This window comes from Aeromonas sp. NJAU223, from assembly GCF_051125555.1.
Lineage (GTDB): Bacteria > Pseudomonadota > Gammaproteobacteria > Enterobacterales > Aeromonadaceae > Aeromonas > Aeromonas veronii_G.
The window spans coordinates 3,411,102-3,429,220 of the sequence record NZ_CP144204.1 but is presented as its reverse complement, the minus strand read 5'-3'; the positions used below and the strand labels follow the sequence as shown (position 1 = coordinate 3,429,220).

Annotated in this window: 14 protein-coding genes and 1 pseudogene; 2 read left to right on the top strand and 13 right to left on the bottom strand. The window is 62.8% G+C overall.

Features of this window, described 5'->3' with window-relative positions:
• Positions 1 to 425: 425 nt before the first annotated feature.
• Positions 426 to 1,442, bottom strand: a complete 1,017-nt coding sequence (locus VZC39_RS15565; RefSeq protein WP_434663706.1) for a zinc-binding alcohol dehydrogenase family protein — start codon at positions 1,440 to 1,442, stop codon at positions 426 to 428.
• A 100-nt stretch (positions 1,443 to 1,542) separates the two neighbouring features.
• Here VZC39_RS15565 and VZC39_RS15560 point away from each other — a divergent pair, with 100 nt between their 5' ends.
• Positions 1,543 to 2,415: a LysR family transcriptional regulator gene (locus tag VZC39_RS15560; protein ID WP_349919230.1), complete on the top strand. Its 873-nt coding sequence runs from the start codon at positions 1,543 to 1,545 to the stop codon at positions 2,413 to 2,415.
• Between the two features lie 18 nt (positions 2,416 to 2,433).
• On the opposite strand, the gene VZC39_RS15555 is transcribed toward VZC39_RS15560, so the two are convergent.
• From VZC39_RS15555 to torC, 12 genes and pseudogenes are all read right to left on the bottom strand, one after another.
• Positions 2,434 to 3,846, bottom strand: coding sequence for a PTS transporter subunit EIIC (locus VZC39_RS15555; protein WP_349919229.1), 1,413 nt, complete (start codon positions 3,844 to 3,846; stop codon positions 2,434 to 2,436).
• 89 nt (positions 3,847 to 3,935) lie between these two features.
• Entirely contained in the window at positions 3,936 to 5,402 is a 1,467-nt protein-coding gene (gene panF, locus VZC39_RS15550; RefSeq protein WP_349919228.1) for a sodium/pantothenate symporter, read from the bottom strand.
• A 79-nt stretch (positions 5,403 to 5,481) separates the two neighbouring features.
• Positions 5,482 to 5,730, bottom strand: a pseudogene (locus VZC39_RS15545) (YhdT family protein); the annotation flags it as partial.
• 115 nt (positions 5,731 to 5,845) lie between these two features.
• Positions 5,846 to 7,186 (bottom strand): acetyl-CoA carboxylase biotin carboxylase subunit, encoded by a 1,341-nt coding sequence (gene accC / locus VZC39_RS15540; protein ID WP_349919227.1) that lies wholly within the window; start codon positions 7,184 to 7,186, stop codon positions 5,846 to 5,848.
• A gap of 15 nt (positions 7,187 to 7,201) precedes the next feature.
• Positions 7,202 to 7,660, bottom strand: a complete 459-nt coding sequence (gene accB / locus VZC39_RS15535; protein WP_349919225.1) for an acetyl-CoA carboxylase biotin carboxyl carrier protein — start codon at positions 7,658 to 7,660, stop codon at positions 7,202 to 7,204.
• Between the two features lie 36 nt (positions 7,661 to 7,696).
• A complete protein-coding gene (aroQ, locus tag VZC39_RS15530) occupies positions 7,697 to 8,146 on the bottom strand; it encodes a type II 3-dehydroquinate dehydratase (RefSeq protein ID WP_349919223.1) in 450 nt (149 codons plus the stop codon).
• Between the two features lie 263 nt (positions 8,147 to 8,409).
• Entirely contained in the window at positions 8,410 to 10,356 is a 1,947-nt protein-coding gene (gene acs, locus VZC39_RS15525) for an acetate--CoA ligase (RefSeq protein ID WP_349919222.1), read from the bottom strand.
• A 176-nt stretch (positions 10,357 to 10,532) separates the two neighbouring features.
• Positions 10,533 to 12,290, bottom strand: a complete 1,758-nt coding sequence (locus VZC39_RS15520; protein WP_434476156.1) for a putative bifunctional diguanylate cyclase/phosphodiesterase — start codon at positions 12,288 to 12,290, stop codon at positions 10,533 to 10,535.
• A 96-nt stretch (positions 12,291 to 12,386) separates the two neighbouring features.
• The gene (locus VZC39_RS15515; RefSeq protein WP_349919221.1) at positions 12,387 to 12,755 is read right to left on the bottom strand and encodes a hypothetical protein; all 369 of its coding nucleotides are present in this window, start codon (positions 12,753 to 12,755) and stop codon (positions 12,387 to 12,389) included.
• A gap of 48 nt (positions 12,756 to 12,803) precedes the next feature.
• The gene (torD, locus tag VZC39_RS15510; protein ID WP_349919220.1) at positions 12,804 to 13,472 is read right to left on the bottom strand and encodes a molecular chaperone TorD; all 669 of its coding nucleotides are present in this window, start codon (positions 13,470 to 13,472) and stop codon (positions 12,804 to 12,806) included.
• 97 nt (positions 13,473 to 13,569) lie between these two features.
• Positions 13,570 to 16,062: a trimethylamine-N-oxide reductase TorA gene (gene torA / locus VZC39_RS15505; RefSeq protein WP_434663698.1), complete on the bottom strand. Its 2,493-nt coding sequence runs from the start codon at positions 16,060 to 16,062 to the stop codon at positions 13,570 to 13,572.
• 23 nt (positions 16,063 to 16,085) lie between these two features.
• On the bottom strand, positions 16,086 to 17,249 hold the full coding sequence (gene torC, locus VZC39_RS15500; RefSeq protein WP_349919217.1) for a pentaheme c-type cytochrome TorC: 1,164 nt from the start codon (positions 17,247 to 17,249) through the stop codon (positions 16,086 to 16,088).
• A gap of 146 nt (positions 17,250 to 17,395) precedes the next feature.
• Here torC and torR point away from each other — a divergent pair, with 146 nt between their 5' ends.
• Positions 17,396 to 18,109 (top strand): two-component system response regulator TorR, encoded by a 714-nt coding sequence (torR, locus tag VZC39_RS15495; protein WP_434663695.1) that lies wholly within the window; start codon positions 17,396 to 17,398, stop codon positions 18,107 to 18,109.
• Positions 18,110 to 18,119: the final 10 nt, after the last annotated feature.

Sequence of the window (18,119 nt, the reverse complement as noted above, 5' to 3'; positions counted from 1 at the left end):
AGGCCGGAGGAACACCACTCTGCCAAGTTGGCACGGTTAATGTATTCCTCCTTGGGTGACGGGAAGCAACTTGTTCCCGCTGAATGCTTTGCTCTATGAAAGTTCCGTCATCTTTTTCAGCCACCTTCGGGTGGCTTTTTTTTGAATGGACGAAAATGGCGGGGAAAACAGTGAATTTTGCAGGGAAATGGCGACTTGGCATGCTAGCTGCAAAGGTTACTCTGTCCTGCAGAAGGACGTGTGTGTGATTGTTACCCCCAACGTTCAGGTATTTAGGGCCATCCCGACGGGATGGCCCCTTTTTTATGTTTTTTTGGGGTGAAGCTGCGTGATGATCGTTGGCTGTGCGGGGAGCGCTGTGCACTGATGGGGCTTGTCACTGGTGAAGTCACCCCATCATGGTGCAGTTTTTTACCTATAAGGGATTAGTTGCCGAACTGGCTCATATCGATCACCAGCTTGCCCACCATGCGGCCCGCCTCCACCTCGGCGTGGGCGTTTGCCAGGTTGGTCGGCGTCAGCGCGGGCAGGGTCTTGCTGAGGGTGGTCTTGATCACTCCTTCATCTACCAGCGCCGCAACCCGGCCCAGCAGCTTGTGTTGCTCGATCATGTCCGGGGTATGGAACAGGGAGCGGGTGAACATGAACTCCTGGCTGAAGGTGACGCTCTTGGACTTGAGCAGACCGAGGTCCCAGGGTTCGCTTGATTCGGCGATGGTGCAGATGTGGCCAAAGGGGCGAATGAGGCTTGCCATGGCATTCCAGTGTTGTTCGGTGGCGTTGGTGCAGAAGATGGCGTCGAGCTGGCTGATGCCGAGCGCCGCAAGATCCCCTTGCAGGTTGTGGTGGCTGACCACCTGATGGGCACCCAGCGCGAGGCACCACGCCCGGGTCTCTGGCCGGGAGGCGGTGGCGATCACCTCCATATTGGTGAGCTGGCGGGCGAGCTGGATGGCGATGGAGCCTACCCCGCCGGCGCCGCCGATGATGAGCAGGCGCCCTTCGCTTTCACGATGCAGGCCAATACGCTCGAACAGGGCTTCCCAGGCGGTGATGGCGGTGAGGGGGAGGGCGGCGGCCTCCAGATCGGTCAACGAGGCCGGGGCCAGGGCGACGATGCGCTCATCCACCAGTTGCAGGGCGCTGTTGCTGCCCGGGCGGCTGATGTCACCGGCGTACCAGACTCTGTCGCCGGCCTTGAACAGGGTCACTTCGCTGCCGACGGCCACCACTTCCCCGACCGCATCCCAGCCGAGCACGCGGGGGCTGGACTCCACCTTGGCCTTGGGGGCGCGGACCTTGGTGTCGACCGGGTTGATGGAGGTGGCGTTCACCTTGACCAGCAGATCCCGCGGGCCCGGCGTCGGGGTGGGGAGTTCGGCCTCGATGAAGCAGTGGGGGTGATCGCTTGGCAGGTAGTGGGTCAGGGCGATGGCTTTCATGGCTATTCCTTTCAATTCGGCATGAGTGGGATTGCCAAGCAGTCTAGCTCGGTGGATTATCCAGATTAAGACGAGTAATTTGGAAAGACTGTTTGTATATATGAACAATGTCGAACTGGAATTGATGGGCTTGTTTGCGACCGTGGTCGAGCAGGGGAGTTTCACCCGGGCGGCGGAGTTGCTCGACATGCCCAAGTCATCGGTGAGCCAGAAGATCTCGCGCCTTGAGTCCCAACTCGGGGTCCGGCTGCTGCAGCGCACCACCCGCAGACTCAGCCTGACGCCGCAAGGGGAGCTCTATGTGGAGCATTGCAAGGGGTTGCTGGTGCTGGCCCGCAGCGCCAATCTGGCGATGGCGAGGCTGCGCAGTGCCCCCGCTGGCCGGGTGCGCATCACAGCCCCGGAAGCGACCGGCACCCTGCTGCTCGGCAAGATCCTGGCGGAGTTTCGTGCCCTCTATCCGGATGTGGTGCTGGAGCTGACCCTGAGTGACGAGCAACTGGATCTGGTGGGGGAGGGGTACGATCTGGCACTGCGGGCGGCGCCTCTCAAGGATTCCAGCCTCATCTGCCGGCGCATCGGTCAGGTGGCACGCCATCTGGTGGCGGCGCCGGCCTATCTGGGTGAACGGGGGGCGCCGCAGCAGCTCTCTGAACTGGGGTTACATGCCTGTCTGGTGCACACGGCGCTACCGATATGGCCACTGCAGGAAGGGGGATGGCGCGTGCGGGGGGCCTGCATCAGCAACAGCCTGCTGGCACTGCGGGAGCTGGCCCTCCATGGCGGGGGCATCGCTCTCTTGCCTGACCATGTCTGCCGGGGGGATCTGGCGGCCGGGCGACTGCAGAAGGTTCTGCCGGACTTGGCCATTCCCCCCAACCCCTTCTATCTCATCTACCCGAGCCGGGAACACCTGGCACCGGCCCTGCGCACCCTGATGGACTTTGTGGCCGATCGCCTGCCCTTCGCCTGAAAGCTGGCGCCAGCAGGACTAGGGCTGGGCCTTGCCCGGCTCGAGGCCGAGGGGGACGGACTGGCGCTCTGCCAGCATGCGGATCTGCCCCTCGATGAGCCCCGCGTTGGGACCCAGCACCAGCACCAGCTGATGGTCGTTGAGCACTATCCACGACAGGCTGCCAAGGGCGGTGAGGCGACTCTGATCCACCAGGGTCATGTCGCCGACTCTCAGGCTCAGGCGGGTCAGACAGACACTCATGGCCTGCAGGTTGTCCATGCCTCCCAGCACCTTGAGAAACTGGATGGCCAGCATCTGGGGATCGGTGGGGGTCACATTGGCGAGCTGGGGCAGATCCTCGGCCAGGGTACGGCTTGGCAGGCTGAGTGGGGAGCGCTCCAGCAGCAGGGAGAAGAGCAGGGCATAGGCGACGAAGAAGAGGATGCCGAGGGGAATGAGCCAGAAGCTGTGCTCCCCGGCGGCGTAGCTCAACACCAGATCCAGCAGCCCGGCGGAGAAGTAACTGCCCACCTTGATGCCAAGGCCGCTGCAGACCGCGAAGGAGATCCCGGTCAGCAGGGTGTGGGCCAGGAACAGCCAGGGGGCGGTGAAGGCAAACAGAAACTCGATGGGCTCGGTGATCCCCACCAGCGCCGAGGTGAGGGCCAGGGTGAGCAGCATGCCCCCCTGTGGCAGGCGTTGCAGGCGTTTGCGATGGACCCAGATGGCGAAACAGGCCCCCGGCAGGCCGAACATGATGACAGGGTAGAGACCGGCGAAGTAGCCCTCGTGCAGGGGCTGGGCGCTGGCCAGTGCCTGCAGGTTGCTCTCACCCAGTCCCACCAGACTGCCCAGCACCTGGTGCAGACCGAGGGGGATCAGCAGCCGGTTCAGCACGCCGTAGCAGAAGGCGCCAAAAGGGGTAGTGAGCAGGTGGGTGTCAACCTGGCTTATGCCCGCTTCCAGCATGGGCCAGAACAGAAACAGCGGGATCACCAGCAGCAGGCAGGCGAGGGCCGAGATCAGCAGGCCGGGGAGATCTTCCTGCAGCGGGCGCAGCCAGCCAGGCAGGCGCAGGGTGCGGGACCAGGAGAAGATGAGTGCCGTGGTGAGCCCGGCGAGGATGCCGCAGATCATGTCCGCATGCAGGCCGGGAGAGAGGGTGTTGAATGCCGAACTCAGCAGCAGGAAGTTGATCGCCCCCGCCAGCGCCTGGATCCCCTGCCCCTGCCTGCTCAGGCCAAAGGCGATGGCCACTGCATAGATGAGGGGCATCTGGCCGAACAGGGCCTGACCGGCGAGGGAGAGCACGGCGAGATCCAGCACATCCGGCTGGCCGAGCCGATGCAGCAAGGCGGCCAGGGGCAGGATGGAGACCGGCAACAGCAGGGCATAGCCGAGCCGTTGCAGGGCCTGGGTCAGGGTTTGTCTGGCTGTCGGTGCAGGCATGTGAACTGGCTGTTTTGTGACGTGGCGCACAGTTTACCCGCCTTGCACCCATTTGGGGATAGAAAATGTGCTCTTTATTGCGCGCTTTGTTATTTCTGATCAAATAAGCGCCGCACGCTTTGATCCGGGGGGGCCGTCAACAGGCTGACCAGAATGAAGGCGATGAGCCCGAGGGTCAGGCTGGGGACGATGGCGTGCAGACCGGCCAGCTTGATCCCCCACTGACTCAGGACCCCGTAGCAGAGAATGCCGCTCACCATGCTAGCCAGGGCGCCGGGGCCGTTAGCCCTGGACCAGTAGAGGCCGAGCACCAGGGGCCAGAGGAAGACCGCTTGCAGGCCGCCAAAGGCGAGCAGATTGAGCCAGATGATCATCTCGGGGGGCTGCAGGGCCGCCACCAGCACCAGGGTGCCGAGGATCAGGGTGCAGAGCAGGGAGAGGCGCGGCACCCGTACTTCCAGTTTCTCCTGCCGTTCATTTTTAGGACTGAGATAGTTGAGGTAGAGATCCTTGACCAGGGTTGCCGAGGCCTGGATGAGCTGGGAGTCGATGGTGGACATGATGGCCGCCATGGGGGCCGCCAGGAAGACCCCGGCGAGCCAGGGGGGCAGCACCTCCATCATCAGGGAGGGCATGATCTTGTCCGGGCTGTCCATGCCGGGCAGGATGGCACGACCGAGCGCCCCAGCCAGGTGCATGCCGAACATCAGCAGGGCGCTGACGACGGTGCCGATGAGGATGCCACGGTGCAGCGCCTTGCTGTCCCGGTAGCCGAAGCAGCGCAGGGCGGAGTGGGGCAACCCCACCACCCCGATGCAGACCAGCACCCAGAAGCTCAGCATGAAGGGCTGGGTCAGCATGTCGCCAGCCCCTTGCGGGCTCACCAGCTTGGGGTCGATCTCCTTGAGCTGATGGATGAGGTTTGGCAGGCCGTCACCGGCCACCAGGATCCCCGCCAGCAGGGCGCCGGTGCCGATCAGCATGATGATCCCCTGCAGGGCATCCGTCATGACCACGGCCCTGAACCCGCCTATGACGGTATAAAGTAGCACGCAGCTGGCAAAAAGTAGCAGACCCTGCTGATAACTGAGGCCTGTCGCGGTCTCCAGCAGGCGTGCCCCGCCGATGAACTGCACCACCATGGTGGCGATAAAGGCCAGGATGATGGTGACCGAGCCCAGCACCACCACCCATTTGCTGCGATAACGGGCCCACAGCATGTCGTTGATGGTCACCGCATTGACCCGGCGGGCGATGATGGCGAACTTCTTGCCAAGCACCCCCAGGGTGAGCCAGACGGTGGGCAGCTGGATCATCGCCAGCAACACCCAGCCGAGGCCAATCTTGTAGGCGGCGCCCGGCCCGCCGATAAAGGACGATGCGGACGTATAGGTCGCCACCAGCGTCATGGCCAGCACCAGGCCGCCCATGCTGCGATTGCCGATGAAGTACTCCTGCACGAAGTCGCCGCCGACGCGATGGCGGCTGGCCCAGTAGCCGACCCCCAGTACCAGGACCAGGTAGACGATGAGCGGCAGCATCAACTCAAGATTCATGGCGGCGGGGCTCCTTGCTGTCGGATGAGGACTCGTGGGGTGTCTGGCCCATGGCTGGACCCTGAGTGCCGGTACCTTGCTGGGGGGAATCGACCGGCTCTTCGGTATCCAGGGGGATGTCGACGAAGAGGTGATCCACCATGAGGGCGCACAGGCCGATGAACAGCAACGGCATCAGGATGCAGCTGAGTACAAACCAGAGTGGCATGTCCCAGAGTTCCATATCCTCGGGGATGAAATAGGCAGAGCCGTACCAGGCGGCAAAATAGAGCAGGGTGAGCAGCAGACAGAGGGCTGCTTCCCGACGGGCGAGTGCGAAACGGTTCACCTTGGCCTCCGACGAGTGAGCGGGGCGCAAGAATAACAAAAAAGGGCCATGTCGCCATGGCCCTTTTTGCGTTGCCGATCCCGGGGGACCAAGCAATCCCTGTATAACGTGTCGGTTACAGACCCAACTTCTTGTGCAGGTAGTGGATGTTGGTGCCACCGTGCTGGAAGTTCTCGTCCTTCATGATCTCTTTTTGCAGGGCGATGTTGGTCTTGATCCCTTCCACCACCAGCTCGTCGAGGGCGTGACGCATGCGGGCGATGGCGACGTCACGGTTTTCACCGTAACAGATCAGCTTGCCGATCATGGAGTCGTAGTAGGGGGGCACCTTGTAGCCCGCATAGATGTGGGACTCCCAGCGCACACCCAGACCACCCGGCGCATGGAAGCGCTGGATGAGGCCCGGAGACGGCATGAAGGTCGCGGGATCTTCGGCATTGATCCGGCACTCGATGGCGTGGCCACGCAGGCGGATGTCCTGCTGGGTGATGGACAGGGGCTGGCCGGCGGCGATGCGCAGCTGCTCCTTGATGAGATCCACACCGGTGACCATCTCGGTGACCGGGTGCTCGACCTGGATCCGGGTGTTCATCTCGATGAAGTAGAACTCGCCATTCTCGTACAGGAACTCGAAGGTGCCCGCACCGCGGTAGCCGATCTCCAGACAGGCGCGAACGCAGCGCTCGCCGATGAACTTGCGCATCTCTTCGGTGATGCCGGGGGCCGGCGCTTCTTCCACGACCTTCTGGTGGCGACGCTGCATGGAGCAGTCCCGCTCGCCCAGATAGAGGGCGGTACCCTGGCCATCTGCCAACACCTGGATCTCGATGTGGCGCGGGTTCTCCAGGTACTTCTCCATGTAGACCATGTCGTTCTTGAAGAACTGGCCCGCCTCGGACTTGGTCAGGGCGATGGCACCGGCCAGTTCGGCCTCGTTGCGCACCACCCGCATGCCACGACCACCACCGCCACCGGCGGCCTTGATGATCACGGGGTAACCGATCCGCTTGGCGATGGTGGCGTTGCGCTTGGCATCGTTGTCCACCGGGCCGTCGGAGCCGGGTACGCAGGGGACGCCTGCCTTCTTCATCGCCTCGATGGCGGAAACCTTGTCACCCATCAGGCGAATGGTCTCGGCGCGCGGGCCGATGAAGATGAAGCCGGATTTCTCGACCACTTCGGCAAAATCGGCGTTCTCGGAGAGGAAGCCGTAGCCCGGGTGGATGGCGACGGCACCGGTCACCTCGGCGGCGGCGATGATGGCCGGCACGTTGAGGTAGGATTCGCCGCTGGCAGGCTTGCCGATGCAGATGGTTTCATCGGCCAGGAGCACATGCTTGAGCTCCCGGTCGGCGGTGGAGTGAACGGCCACTGTCTTGATCCCGAGCTCTTTGCAGGCGCGCAGGATCCGCAGGGCAATTTCACCTCGGTTGGCGATGACTACTTTGTCCAACATGGGTGGCGTTTTCCCTTATTCGATGATGAACAGCGGCTCGTCGAATTCGACGGCCTGACCATTTTCAACCAGGATCGCTTTGATCACACCGGCCTTGTCAGACTCGATTTGGTTCATCATTTTCATGGCTTCGACGATGCACAGGGTATCGCCGACATTGACGTGCTGACCCACTTCCACAAACGGCTTGGCTTCCGGGCTGGAGGAGCGGTAGAAGGAGCCCACCATGGGGGAGCGCATCAGATGACCGCTCGGGGCGGCATCGGCGGCAGGGGCTGCGGTCGGGGCAACGGCGGCAACCGGGGCGGCCACTTGCTGAGCCGGAGCCGGCATCATCATCTGCGGGGCAACGCTAACCTGGCCGGAGAAATTGCGGCTGATGCGAACGGACTCTTCCCCTTCGGAGATTTCCAGCTCGGCGATGCCGGACTCTTCAACCAGTTCAATCAGCTTCTTGATTTTGCGGATATCCATTAGCATTCTCTTTCTTCTTTATCTGATCAGTGATTATCAAGCCGCGCGCAACTGGTGCACGGCCGCGGTTAAAGCGAATTGGTAGCCATCGGCACCCAGCCCACAGATCACGCCCTTGGCCACATCGGACAGATAGGAGTGATGACGGAAAGGCTCCCTGGCATGAACATTTGACAGGTGAACCTCGATGAAGGGGATGGCGACACCCAGCAGGGCATCGCGCAGGGCGACGCTGGTGTGGGTGAAGGCGGCCGGGTTGATGATGATGTAGTCCACCTGGCCCATGGCCTGATGGATACGGCCTATCAACTCATGTTCGGCGTTGGATTGCAGATGTTCCAGCGTGACACCGAGTTCGCCGGCGCTCTGCTGCAGATCGGCGACGATCTCATCGAGCGTCTTGCTGCCGTAGATACCCGGCTCCCGCTTGCCCAACAGATTCAGGTTGGGACCATTGAGCAGGAGAATTCGGTGATGTTGCGACATATTGTGTACATCCTCGATGATAATGCTGCCATCTGTCGGCTATCTGTGGACTATCAGAAATCTAGCCATTTTCTGCGCAATTCGATGTGCCCTGGCACACAGATTTCGCAATTATATTGATTTCGTGAAAAATCGCAGCATTTTACTGGTCTAATCTCTACATCTGTTCGTTTTTTGTTCTATCTGGGCCCTATTGCTAAAGCCGGACGACAGAGACGACAAAGCCGGCGCGAGGCCGGCTTTGTGGGACGTCAGGAGTGGACTCAAGCCGCCTCTGACTTCTCGCGGATAAGCTTGTCCACGACTCCCGGATCCGCCAGGGTGGAGATATCCCCCAGGCTGTCGGTCTCACCGGTGGCTATCTTGCGCAAGATGCGGCGCATGATCTTGCCGGAGCGGGTCTTGGGCAGCCCCTCGGCCCAGTGGATCACGTCCGGCGTGGCGATGGCGCCGATCTCCTTGCGCACCCACTCCTTCACCTCTTTATGCAGCTCGCGGCTCGGCTCTTCCCCGGCGATCAGGGTGACATAGGCATAGATGCCCTGGCCCTTGATCTCGTGGGGCACTCCCACCACGGCGGCTTCGGCAATTTTCGGATGGGCCACCAGGGCAGATTCGATCTCGGCGGTGCCCATGCGGTGGCCGGAGACGTTCAGTACATCATCCACCCGACCGGTGATCCAGTAGTAGCCATCGTTGTCGCGACGGGCACCGTCGCCGGTGAAGTAGCGACCGGGGAAGGTGGAGAAGTAGGTCTGCTCGAAGCGCTCGTGATCGCCAAACACGGTGCGCATCTGGCCGGGCCAGGAGTCGGTGATCACCAGGTTGCCCTCGGTGGCACCGTCCAGCGGCTCGCCCAGGTTGTCCACCAGGGCCGGCTGCACTCCGAAGAAGGGGCGAGTGGCGGAGCCGGGTTTCAGATCGGTGACGCCGGGCAGGGGGCTGATGAGGATGCCGCCGGTCTCGGTCTGCCACCAAGTATCGACGATGGGGCAACGCTCGTCCCCTATGGTGCGGTAGTACCACTCCCAGGCTTCCGGGTTGATGGGCTCACCCACGGATCCCATGATGCGCAGGCTGGAACGGGAGGTGCCTTCCACCGCTTCTTTACCCTTGGCCATCAGGGCGCGAATGGCGGTCGGCGCCGTGTAGAGGATGCTGACGTTATGTTTGTCCACCACCTGACTCATGCGGTTGGTGGCCGGGTAGTTCGGCACCCCTTCGAACATGAGGGTGGTGGCGCCGTTGGCAAGCGGCCCGTAAACCAGATAGGAGTGGCCGGTGACCCAACCCACGTCGGCGGTACACCAGTAGATGTCCTCCTCGTGGTAGTCGAACACGTACTTGAAGGTGAGGCTGGCGTAGACCAGGTAGCCGCCCGTGGTGTGCAGCACCCCCTTGGGCTTGCCGGTGGAACCCGAGGTGTAGAGCACGAACAGCGGATCCTCTGCGCCCATGGCTTCGGGAGGGCAATCCGTACTGACGCTCGCGACGGCGTCGTGCCACCAGAGATCGCGATGGCTGTGCCAGGCGACCTGGCCGCCGGTGCGCTTGAGGACGATGACCTTGTTGACCCGGGTCTCGGGGTTGGTGAGGGCTTCATCCACGTTCTTCTTGAGGGGGATGGGGCGACCGCCACGCAAGCCCTCATCGGCGGTGATGACGATGGAGGAGCCGGAGTCGATGATGCGACCGGCCAAAGCCTCTGGCGAGAAGCCACCGAAGACGATGCTGTGAACGGCGCCGATGCGGGTACAGGCCAGCATGGCGATGGCGGCTTCCGGCACCATGGGCATGTAGAGGCAGACCATGTCACCGCGTCTGACCCCCTGGGCCTTGAGCACGTTGGCAAACTTGCACACCTCGGTGTGCAGCTCGCGATAGGTCAGCTTGCGATCCTCGGCCGGGTTGTCCCCTTCCCAGATGATGGCGACCTTGTCGCCGCGCTCGGCCAGATGGCGATCAAGGCAGTTGGCAGAGACGTTGAGCAGGCCATCTTCATACCACTTGATGGAGACATGGCCCGGATCGTAGGAGGTATTCTTGACCCGGGTGTAGGGCTTCATCCAGTCGATGATTTTGCCCTGCTCACCCCAGAAGGCCTCGGGATCCTGCACCGATGCCTGATACATGGCCTCATAGCCTGCCTTGTCCAGCAGGGCGTTCTTACCGATGTGGGCCTTGACCGGGTAGACCTTGCTCTCGCTCATCTGTCACTCCTTTTAATACATTCTTGTAATGTTTGAGTAACAACTTATACCTTTGGTGCCCGAGGGCAATTAGACTTTTGGATAGCGATGAACTGCGGCTTCTGCCGGCAGGGAAGGAAGGCATCTGGAACGAGAAAGGGAGCCGATGGCTCCCTTTCTCTATGGAACAGGCGGGCTCAGTACCAGGCCCCGTGCCGGGGGACGAGTTTGCTGGCCAGATGGGATTTGGAGAGGGGGTGGCTGAACAGATAGCCCTGCCCCTCCTCGCAGCGCAGGGACTGCAAAAACCGGCGCTGGGGCTGGGTCTCTATCCCCTCGGCGGTGACGGCCATGCCGAGACTCTCCGCCAGATGGACTATGGTGCGGCACAGTTCCCGGCTGTGCTTGTCGTCGGGCAGGGCCTGCACGAAGGATCTGTCTATCTTGATGCGATCGATGGGCAGGGTCTTGAGCAGGCCGAGGGAGGAGAAGCCGGTACCAAAGTCATCGATGGCGATCTGGACTCCCAGCGCCTTGAGGCGGGTGAACAGGCGCAGGCTCTGATCCACGCTCTGGATGATGCTCTCGGTGACCTCGATTTCCAGCCGCTCTGCCGGGAACCCCGTCTCCGACAAGATGGCCGCTACTTTCTCCACGTAATCGGGGGCGCACATCTCCCTGACCGACACGTTGACGGAGAGCCTGGGCACGTCCAGCCCCTGCGTCAGCCAGCGCTGTCCCTGCTGGCAGGCGGTGCGCATGACCCACTCCCCTATCTGTTCGATGAGGCCGCATCGCTCGGCCACCGGAATGAAGCGGGCGGGGGAGATCACCCCCTCGCGCGGGTGCTGCCAGCGCAGCAGGGCCTCCAGCCCGCTCAGCCGGTTGCTGGTGAGATCGGCCATGGGTTGGTAGAGGACGCGAAACTGCTGCTGCGCCACCGCCTCGATCAGTCCCTGCTCCAGCAGCATGCGTTCCCGCGTCTGCTCGGCCATGTCGGGGGCATAGAGCAGATGGCCATTGCGGCCGAGTCGCTTGGCCGCCAGCATGGCGCTGTTGGCCGCACTGATGAGACTGTCCGGGGTCTGACCGTGCTCCGGATAGAGGGCGACACCTATGCTGGCGGAGAGGGTGACCCGCTCCTGTCCAAGCTCGGCTGGCTCGTGCAATGCCTGCAGCAGTTGCGCGATACGCTCGGCCAGCGATTGTGATTGAAGAAGGCCCGGGATCAGCACCAAAAACTCGTCGGCACCGAGCCGGGCGGCGAGATCCCGGGGGCGAAGATGGTGGCGAATGCGCCCGGCCAGCAGCTTGAGCAGGAGATCGCCGCTCTCGTGGCCCAGGGTGTCGTTGATCAATTTGAAGCCGTCGAGATCGATGAACAGCAGGGCAAAGCCATCATCATGGTGGCAGGAGTGCGCGATTTCCTGCAGGAGTCGCTCCTGCAGCAGGGCGCGATTGCCGAGATCCGTGAGGGGGTCGTGGTAGGCGAGGTGGTGAAGTCGCGCCTCCGCCAGTTGCAGTCGATCGGCCTGATGATGGGATAGGTGTTCTTCAGCGATGTCTCGCACGATAAGCAAGAGACCATCCGGCGCGCCGCTGGCGTCCAGAATGGGGCTGCAGATTGCCTGCCAGTGTCTGGGTTGCGCAGGATGGCCGGTGATGAAATGGCCAAGGTCCCATTTTGTCTGGGGGATCCCGCGATGGATCAGTGTACCGAGCAGCGGGGTCAGCAGGGGAAGCTCGGTTTCATCCAGTTCAAGCAGGCTTTGACCAAGGGCGAGGGGAACGCCACAGATCTCGGCGAAGGGGCCATTGACGCTGCGACACCGGAACTCCCGATCGAATACTCCTATGCCGAAGGGCGTCATGTCGAACAGGCGTAGCAGTTGCTGGGGAGGCAGGGGGCTGGACAACAGGGGGGCCTTGACCGATCCGGGTAGCGCTTTTGTCATGGGCAGATCCTGAATTGATTTGTTTATCAATTTGGCGTGTTTGTCAGTATGGCAGGAAGTCGTCGGAGGGAAAGGTGTCGGGAATGGAGGGGCGGCTCAGCCCTTCTGGCGGCCGAAGGCTTGCAGGCCGCGCACCAGTACCAGCATGGCCAAGGCGAGGAAGGGGAGGGCGAAGGCCATCAGCGGCAGCCAGTGTGCCTGGCTGTTGCTGCTGTGGATGAAGTCTATCCAGGCTACCAGCAGGGCCAGCATGCCGGCTATCTGGAAGCGGCGGCGCAGCACCACCTCTACTCCCAGGTTCGCGAGGTAGAGGGTGAGCAGTATGCCGGCGAAGCCGGTGAGCTGGGCGCCCCCGTACAGGGCCCTGTCCGGATTGAACAACAGGGCCGCCAGCGGGAGCAGGCCCTGCTCGGTCGGAATGAAGGTGAGCAGCCAGCAGGCGATCAGCAGCAGGGCCGTCTTCATGCCGCCAGCCGCCGGCAGAATATGAGCAGCAGGGCCGTCTTCATGGGATCAGTCGGCGGCTTGTGCCGGTTTGACCAGATTCAGGTAGTTGGCGTCCATGTGGAGGAAGACCCCCAGCAGGCGGGCGCTGGCACCGTAGAAGCCGAACTTGTCGGCCTTGCGGCAGGCCTGTTCGAAATCGGCGAACCAGCCAAGCAGGTGGTGGTGCAACAGCTCTTCCTGCTCCTTGAGCCACTGTTCCCGCTCGCTGGCGGTGGTCGCTTCGGCGGCGCGAATGATGAGATTGCCCATCAGATCCAGCTCGATGGCCAGGTGATCGGCAGGCTCCTTGTATTTGTCGCTGACATCGATGCCGAGGCGTGCGAGGCGCGCCTGCATCTCGGCCATGGGGGCCTGCATCAGCAGTTTGGCCTCCCCGCGATAGAGGGATTCGTAGGGCAGGGCGCCCTGCTTGGGATCCACCAGGAACAGACCGGCGAAGTCGGCGGCCAGTTCCAGCTGGCGATCCGGGCGCACCAGCAGGCGGGTGATGGCGTCATTGAGTTCGCCCACCGCGTCACGCATGGGATCCAGCGTGGAGAGACTCTTCAGGAAGCTGCGCACGTCATAGCTGTCGTACTCGGCGATCTGGGCGTCGCTGAGTTCGGCGGCAAACAGGGTGGAAAACCACCAGTAAAGTTCGGCCCGGCGTTCGCTGGTAGCCATAAATTCCTGCATTTTTCCTCCGTGGATGACAATCGGGAGCCTTGATGGCCCCCGATTCTAACGACTTTAAAAATAAAGGAAACTCAAGGGGCGGTTTTGGCCGCCCCGCTCACAGTGCCGGGAACATGGGGTCGATGCCGGCCGCGGATTCCGGTGCGCCAAAGGCGGTGACCGCAGGCGCCTGGCCCTGGAATTTCTCGATCTCCACTAGCGTGGTGTGGGCCGTGGTGGCCTGGGCCAGGCTGGAGGAGCCGATGTCGGCGGTCAACACGTTGGGGTCCCCATAGGTACAGAGTGTGCCCACCTTGCCCCCTTCCAGCGGACCGTACCAGGCCCCCTCCTGAATGCGTACCACACCGGAGGCGTAGTCATCGGAGACCACCAATCCTGCCAGTACCTGACCGCGGCCGTTGAACACCCGTACCAGATCTCCGTCCTTGAGGCCCCGCGCCTTGGCGTCCTGCGGGCTCATGTAGACGGGCTCACGGCCCTGCACCGTGTAGGTGGCGCGGTAGGCGTCCGAGGAGCAGAGCTGGCTGTGCAGCCGCTTGTCCGGGTGGCAGGATTGCAGGTGCAGCGGATACTGCTGGCTGCCCGGGCCGCCGTGGGAGCGCTCGAACGGCTCAATCCAGACCGGATGGCCGGGGCAATCCGCATAGCCGTAGTTGGCGATGGTCTGGGAGAAGATCTCGATGAGACCGGATGGGGTACCGAGCGGCTCCAGATCCGGCTCCTGACGGAACGACTCGTGGCGCACCCAGGGCTGGCCGGCGGGGAAGGTGACGAAGCCTTCACCTTGCCAGAACTGGCTGAAGCGGGGCAGACGGATGCCGATCCCCCGGCCCTGCAGGCGGGCGTCGTCATAGATGCTCTGGATCCACTCCAGCTTGCTCTTGCCACCGGTGAACTCGGCCTCGCGACCGAAGCGGCGGCAGAGATCGGCGAAGATGTCGTAGTCGTCGCGGGCCTCGAACAGCGGTTCCACTATCTTGCGCATGGCCAGGATGCCGGCGTTGGAGTGGGAGCCCCACTGCTCGATGTCATCCCGCTCGTAGGTGGTGGTGGCGGGCAGCACGATGTCGGCGAAGCGGCAGCTCGCGGTCCACTGGTGATCCACGCTCACCACGGTTTCCAGCTTGCGCCAGGCCGCCACCATCTTGTTGCGATCCTGCTGGTGGTGGAAGGGGTTGTTGCCGCAGAACACCGCCATCTTCATCTCTGGATAGGTGATGGTCTGGCCGTTGAAGGCGATCTTCTTGCCCGGGTTCAGGATGCAATCCACGAAGCGCGCCACTGGGATGAACTTGGAGTAGCCCTTCCAGTCACCGTTGTGAATGGGCTTGACCCCGGGGATGACGGAGCTGAAACCGGACATGATGGGGCCCGTGCTGGTGAGGGTACCGGCGCCATTGTAGTGCCAGCCAAAGCCATAACCGCCCCCCGGCAGGCCGATCTGCCCCAGCATGGAGGCCACGACCACCAGCATCCAGGCGTACTGCTCGCCGTGGTGCATGCGCTGCACACACCAGCCGCCGATGAGCTGGGTGCGGCCGCCGGCCATGGTGCGGGCCAGCTCGCGGATGCGGTCGGCGGGCACGCCACACAGCTTGGCCGCCCACTCGGCATCCTTCACCTGACCATCGCTCGTGCCGAGCAGATAGGGCAGGAACTTGTCAAATCCGGTGGTGTAGTTCTTCAGGAATTTCTCGTCGTGCAGCTTCTCGCTGTAGAGGGTATGGGCAATACCCAGCATCAGGGGCAGATCGGTCTGAGGATTCAGCGCTACCTGCTCGCAGCCCAGGTATTTTTGGGTCTTGGACTTGACCGGATCGACGCTGATGACCCGGATCTCCCCCCTGGCCACCTTCTCCTTGAGCTGTGCCCAGTAGTCGTAGACGCTGTGATCCGGCACCAGCCAGCCCACCTGCAGGTTCTTGATGGGATCGGATCCCCAGATGACGATGGTCTTGCTGTGCTCCAGCAGCAGGGGCCAGGAGGTCTGCTGCTCATACACCTCCATGGCGCCCGCCACGTGGGGCAGGATCACCTGGGCGGCGCCGGTGGAGTAGTCACCGGCCTTGGCCAGATAAGTGCCGTGCAGGTTCATGGCACGGCCCAGCATGGCACCGGCGGAGTGCAGCTTGCCCACCGACTGCCAGCCGGAGTGACCGGCGTAGAGGGCGCTCGGGCCGTGGGTTTTCTGCACCCGTTCCAGCTCGTGATAGAAGAAGTCCAGCGCCTGGGACCAGGTCACCCGCACGAAGCGGTTCTGGCCGCGCTCGCGGGTGTCGGACTGATAGCCCTTGCGTAGCCAGTCCAGGCGCACCATGGGATAGCGGATGCGGGAGGGGTTGTAGACCACCTCGCTGAGCCCCTTGAGCATGTCGGTCGGGTGCTTGTCGTGCTCGAACGGCAGGGTCTCGACCCAGCGGCCGTCCACCACCCGGGCGCGGAAGGCACCCCAGTGGGAGCCCGATTGCACCAGCTTGTCGCCGGACTCGGCGGCCATGACGGCGCGGCCGAGCAGGGAGGGGCCGATCAGGGCGCTGGCACCGCTGGCCAGCAGGCCACCCAGGAAACCACGGCGGGAAATGTTGATCATGATGTTATTCCTCTTTCGAATCCTTAGTGGCTACCCTGACCGCCGGTATCGGCGGCGTGGTTCTGCAGGTATTTGAGCAGGGTGCGCTCCTCTTCCTTGCTCAGGCGGTAGTAGGCGGACATCGCCTTGAGCCCCGAGATCCAGCCGTTGGCGGTGAAGTGAGCAGGATCCGGCGCCGCGTGGCAGGAGTTGCAGGTGGACTTGTACATCTCGCCGGCGTAGTCCCAGATGGGCTGCAGCGAGGGCTCGAGCCCCTTGCCATCGACCCAGGCCTGAACCCGGACCTGCTCCCAGGGGATCTGGGTGGCTTCGTCCATCTCCTGTTTGAGCACTTGCTCACCGGCCTTGAGTTCGTCGCGCAAGGTGGCGACGAAGACCCGCTTGCCCATGTATTCGCTCAGTACCCGGCCCTTGCCGTCACGCTCGCGCCAGCCTTCGACCGACACCTGGAGACGATCGCCGCTGCGGGCCAGCACCTCGATGCGCGAGGCAGGCAGCAGCTTGCCGACGGCTTCTGTGCCCTGCTCGCTGGCATAGAGATCTTTCTCGGCCAGGGTGTAGAGGGTCTCGGCGGCCGGGGCTTCCTGGGCTGCCGCCTTGAGGTTGGCGAAGGTGGCGCGGAAGCCGCCAGCCATGTTCGGCAGCTCGTGGGCGATGCCCTTGTGACACTCGATGCAGTTCATGTTCTTGGCGGCGGCGTCCTTCATGGCCAGGGCGGCGGCGGGGGACTGCTTGGCGTGATCCATGTTGTCGTAGCTGTGGCAGGACTTGCAGGTCTTGGAGTTCTGGCTGCTCATGCGGGCCCAGACCTTCTCGGCCAGGTGCAAGCGCCTGTCCTCAAACTTCTCCTGGGTGTCGATGCTGTGGCCTATGTACTCCTGATAGAGGTCGTTGGCGGCCTCCATCTTGCGGGCCACCTTGCCGACAAAGTCCTTGGGCTGGTGGCAGTCGGTACAGACCGCCTGCACCCCGGAGGCGTTCTTGAAGTGAACGGACTCTTTGTACTCCGGGTAGACGGTGCTCTCCATGGAGTGACAGGAGATGCAGAACTCCAGGGAGCTGGTCTTCTCGAAGCCATAGTGCAGGCCGACGGTACCGGCCAGGGTCACGCCGACCCCGACCAGGATCAGCGCCAGCACCGACCAGCGGCGGCTGGGTGTGCGCAGGAAGTGCCACAGTTTTTTCATGGAAGGTCTCTCACATCGCTTTTTTGATGGGAGCCATGATAGGGAGCTGCTGTGAACAGGGTTGCCGGTAAAAATTAATGAAATAGGGGTATTTATGAAAAAATATGAATAGAATGTTCCCCCCTGTCCCTGCTGCGAGCCCTGCCATGCGCCACCACATTCTGGTCGTCGAAGATGATGTCGTGACCCGCGAGAAGCTGACCGGCTATTTCGAACGGGAGGGCTATGCCGTGACCGCGGAGGAAGACGGGCAGGGGATGCGTACCACCCTAGCGGAGCAGGATATCGACCTGGTGATGCTGGACATCAACCTGCCGGGGGAAGATGGCCTGCTGCTGACCCGGGAGCTCAGAGCCCGCAGCACGGTGGGCATTATCCTGGTGACCGGGCGCAGCGATGCGGTGGACCGGATCGTGGGGCTCGAGATGGGGGCCGATGATTATGTCACCAAGCCGTTCGAGCTCAGGGAACTGCTGGTGCGGGTCAAGAACCTGCTGTGGCGCATCTCGCTGGCGGCCCCGGCTGCGCAGGCGCGCGAGCCCGATGATGATGCGGTCTGCTTCGGCCCCTGGCGCTTCGATATTCCCCGCCGTCAGCTCACCAAGGACGGGGTGCCGGTGCGCCTCACCAAGGCCGAGTACGAGGTGCTGGTGGTGTTCGTCGCCCACGCGGGTCGGGTGCTGAGCCGGGAGCGGATCCTGGCGCTCACCAGCCATCGCGGGGACGGGCCGAGCGATCGCACCATAGACGTGCTGATCCGCCGGCTGCGGGGAAAGATGGAAGAGGATCCGCGGGATCCCCGGCTGTTTGTCACCGTCCATGGCGAGGGGTATCTGTTTGCCGGTCAGATAGCCCCCTAGGCAGTGAATT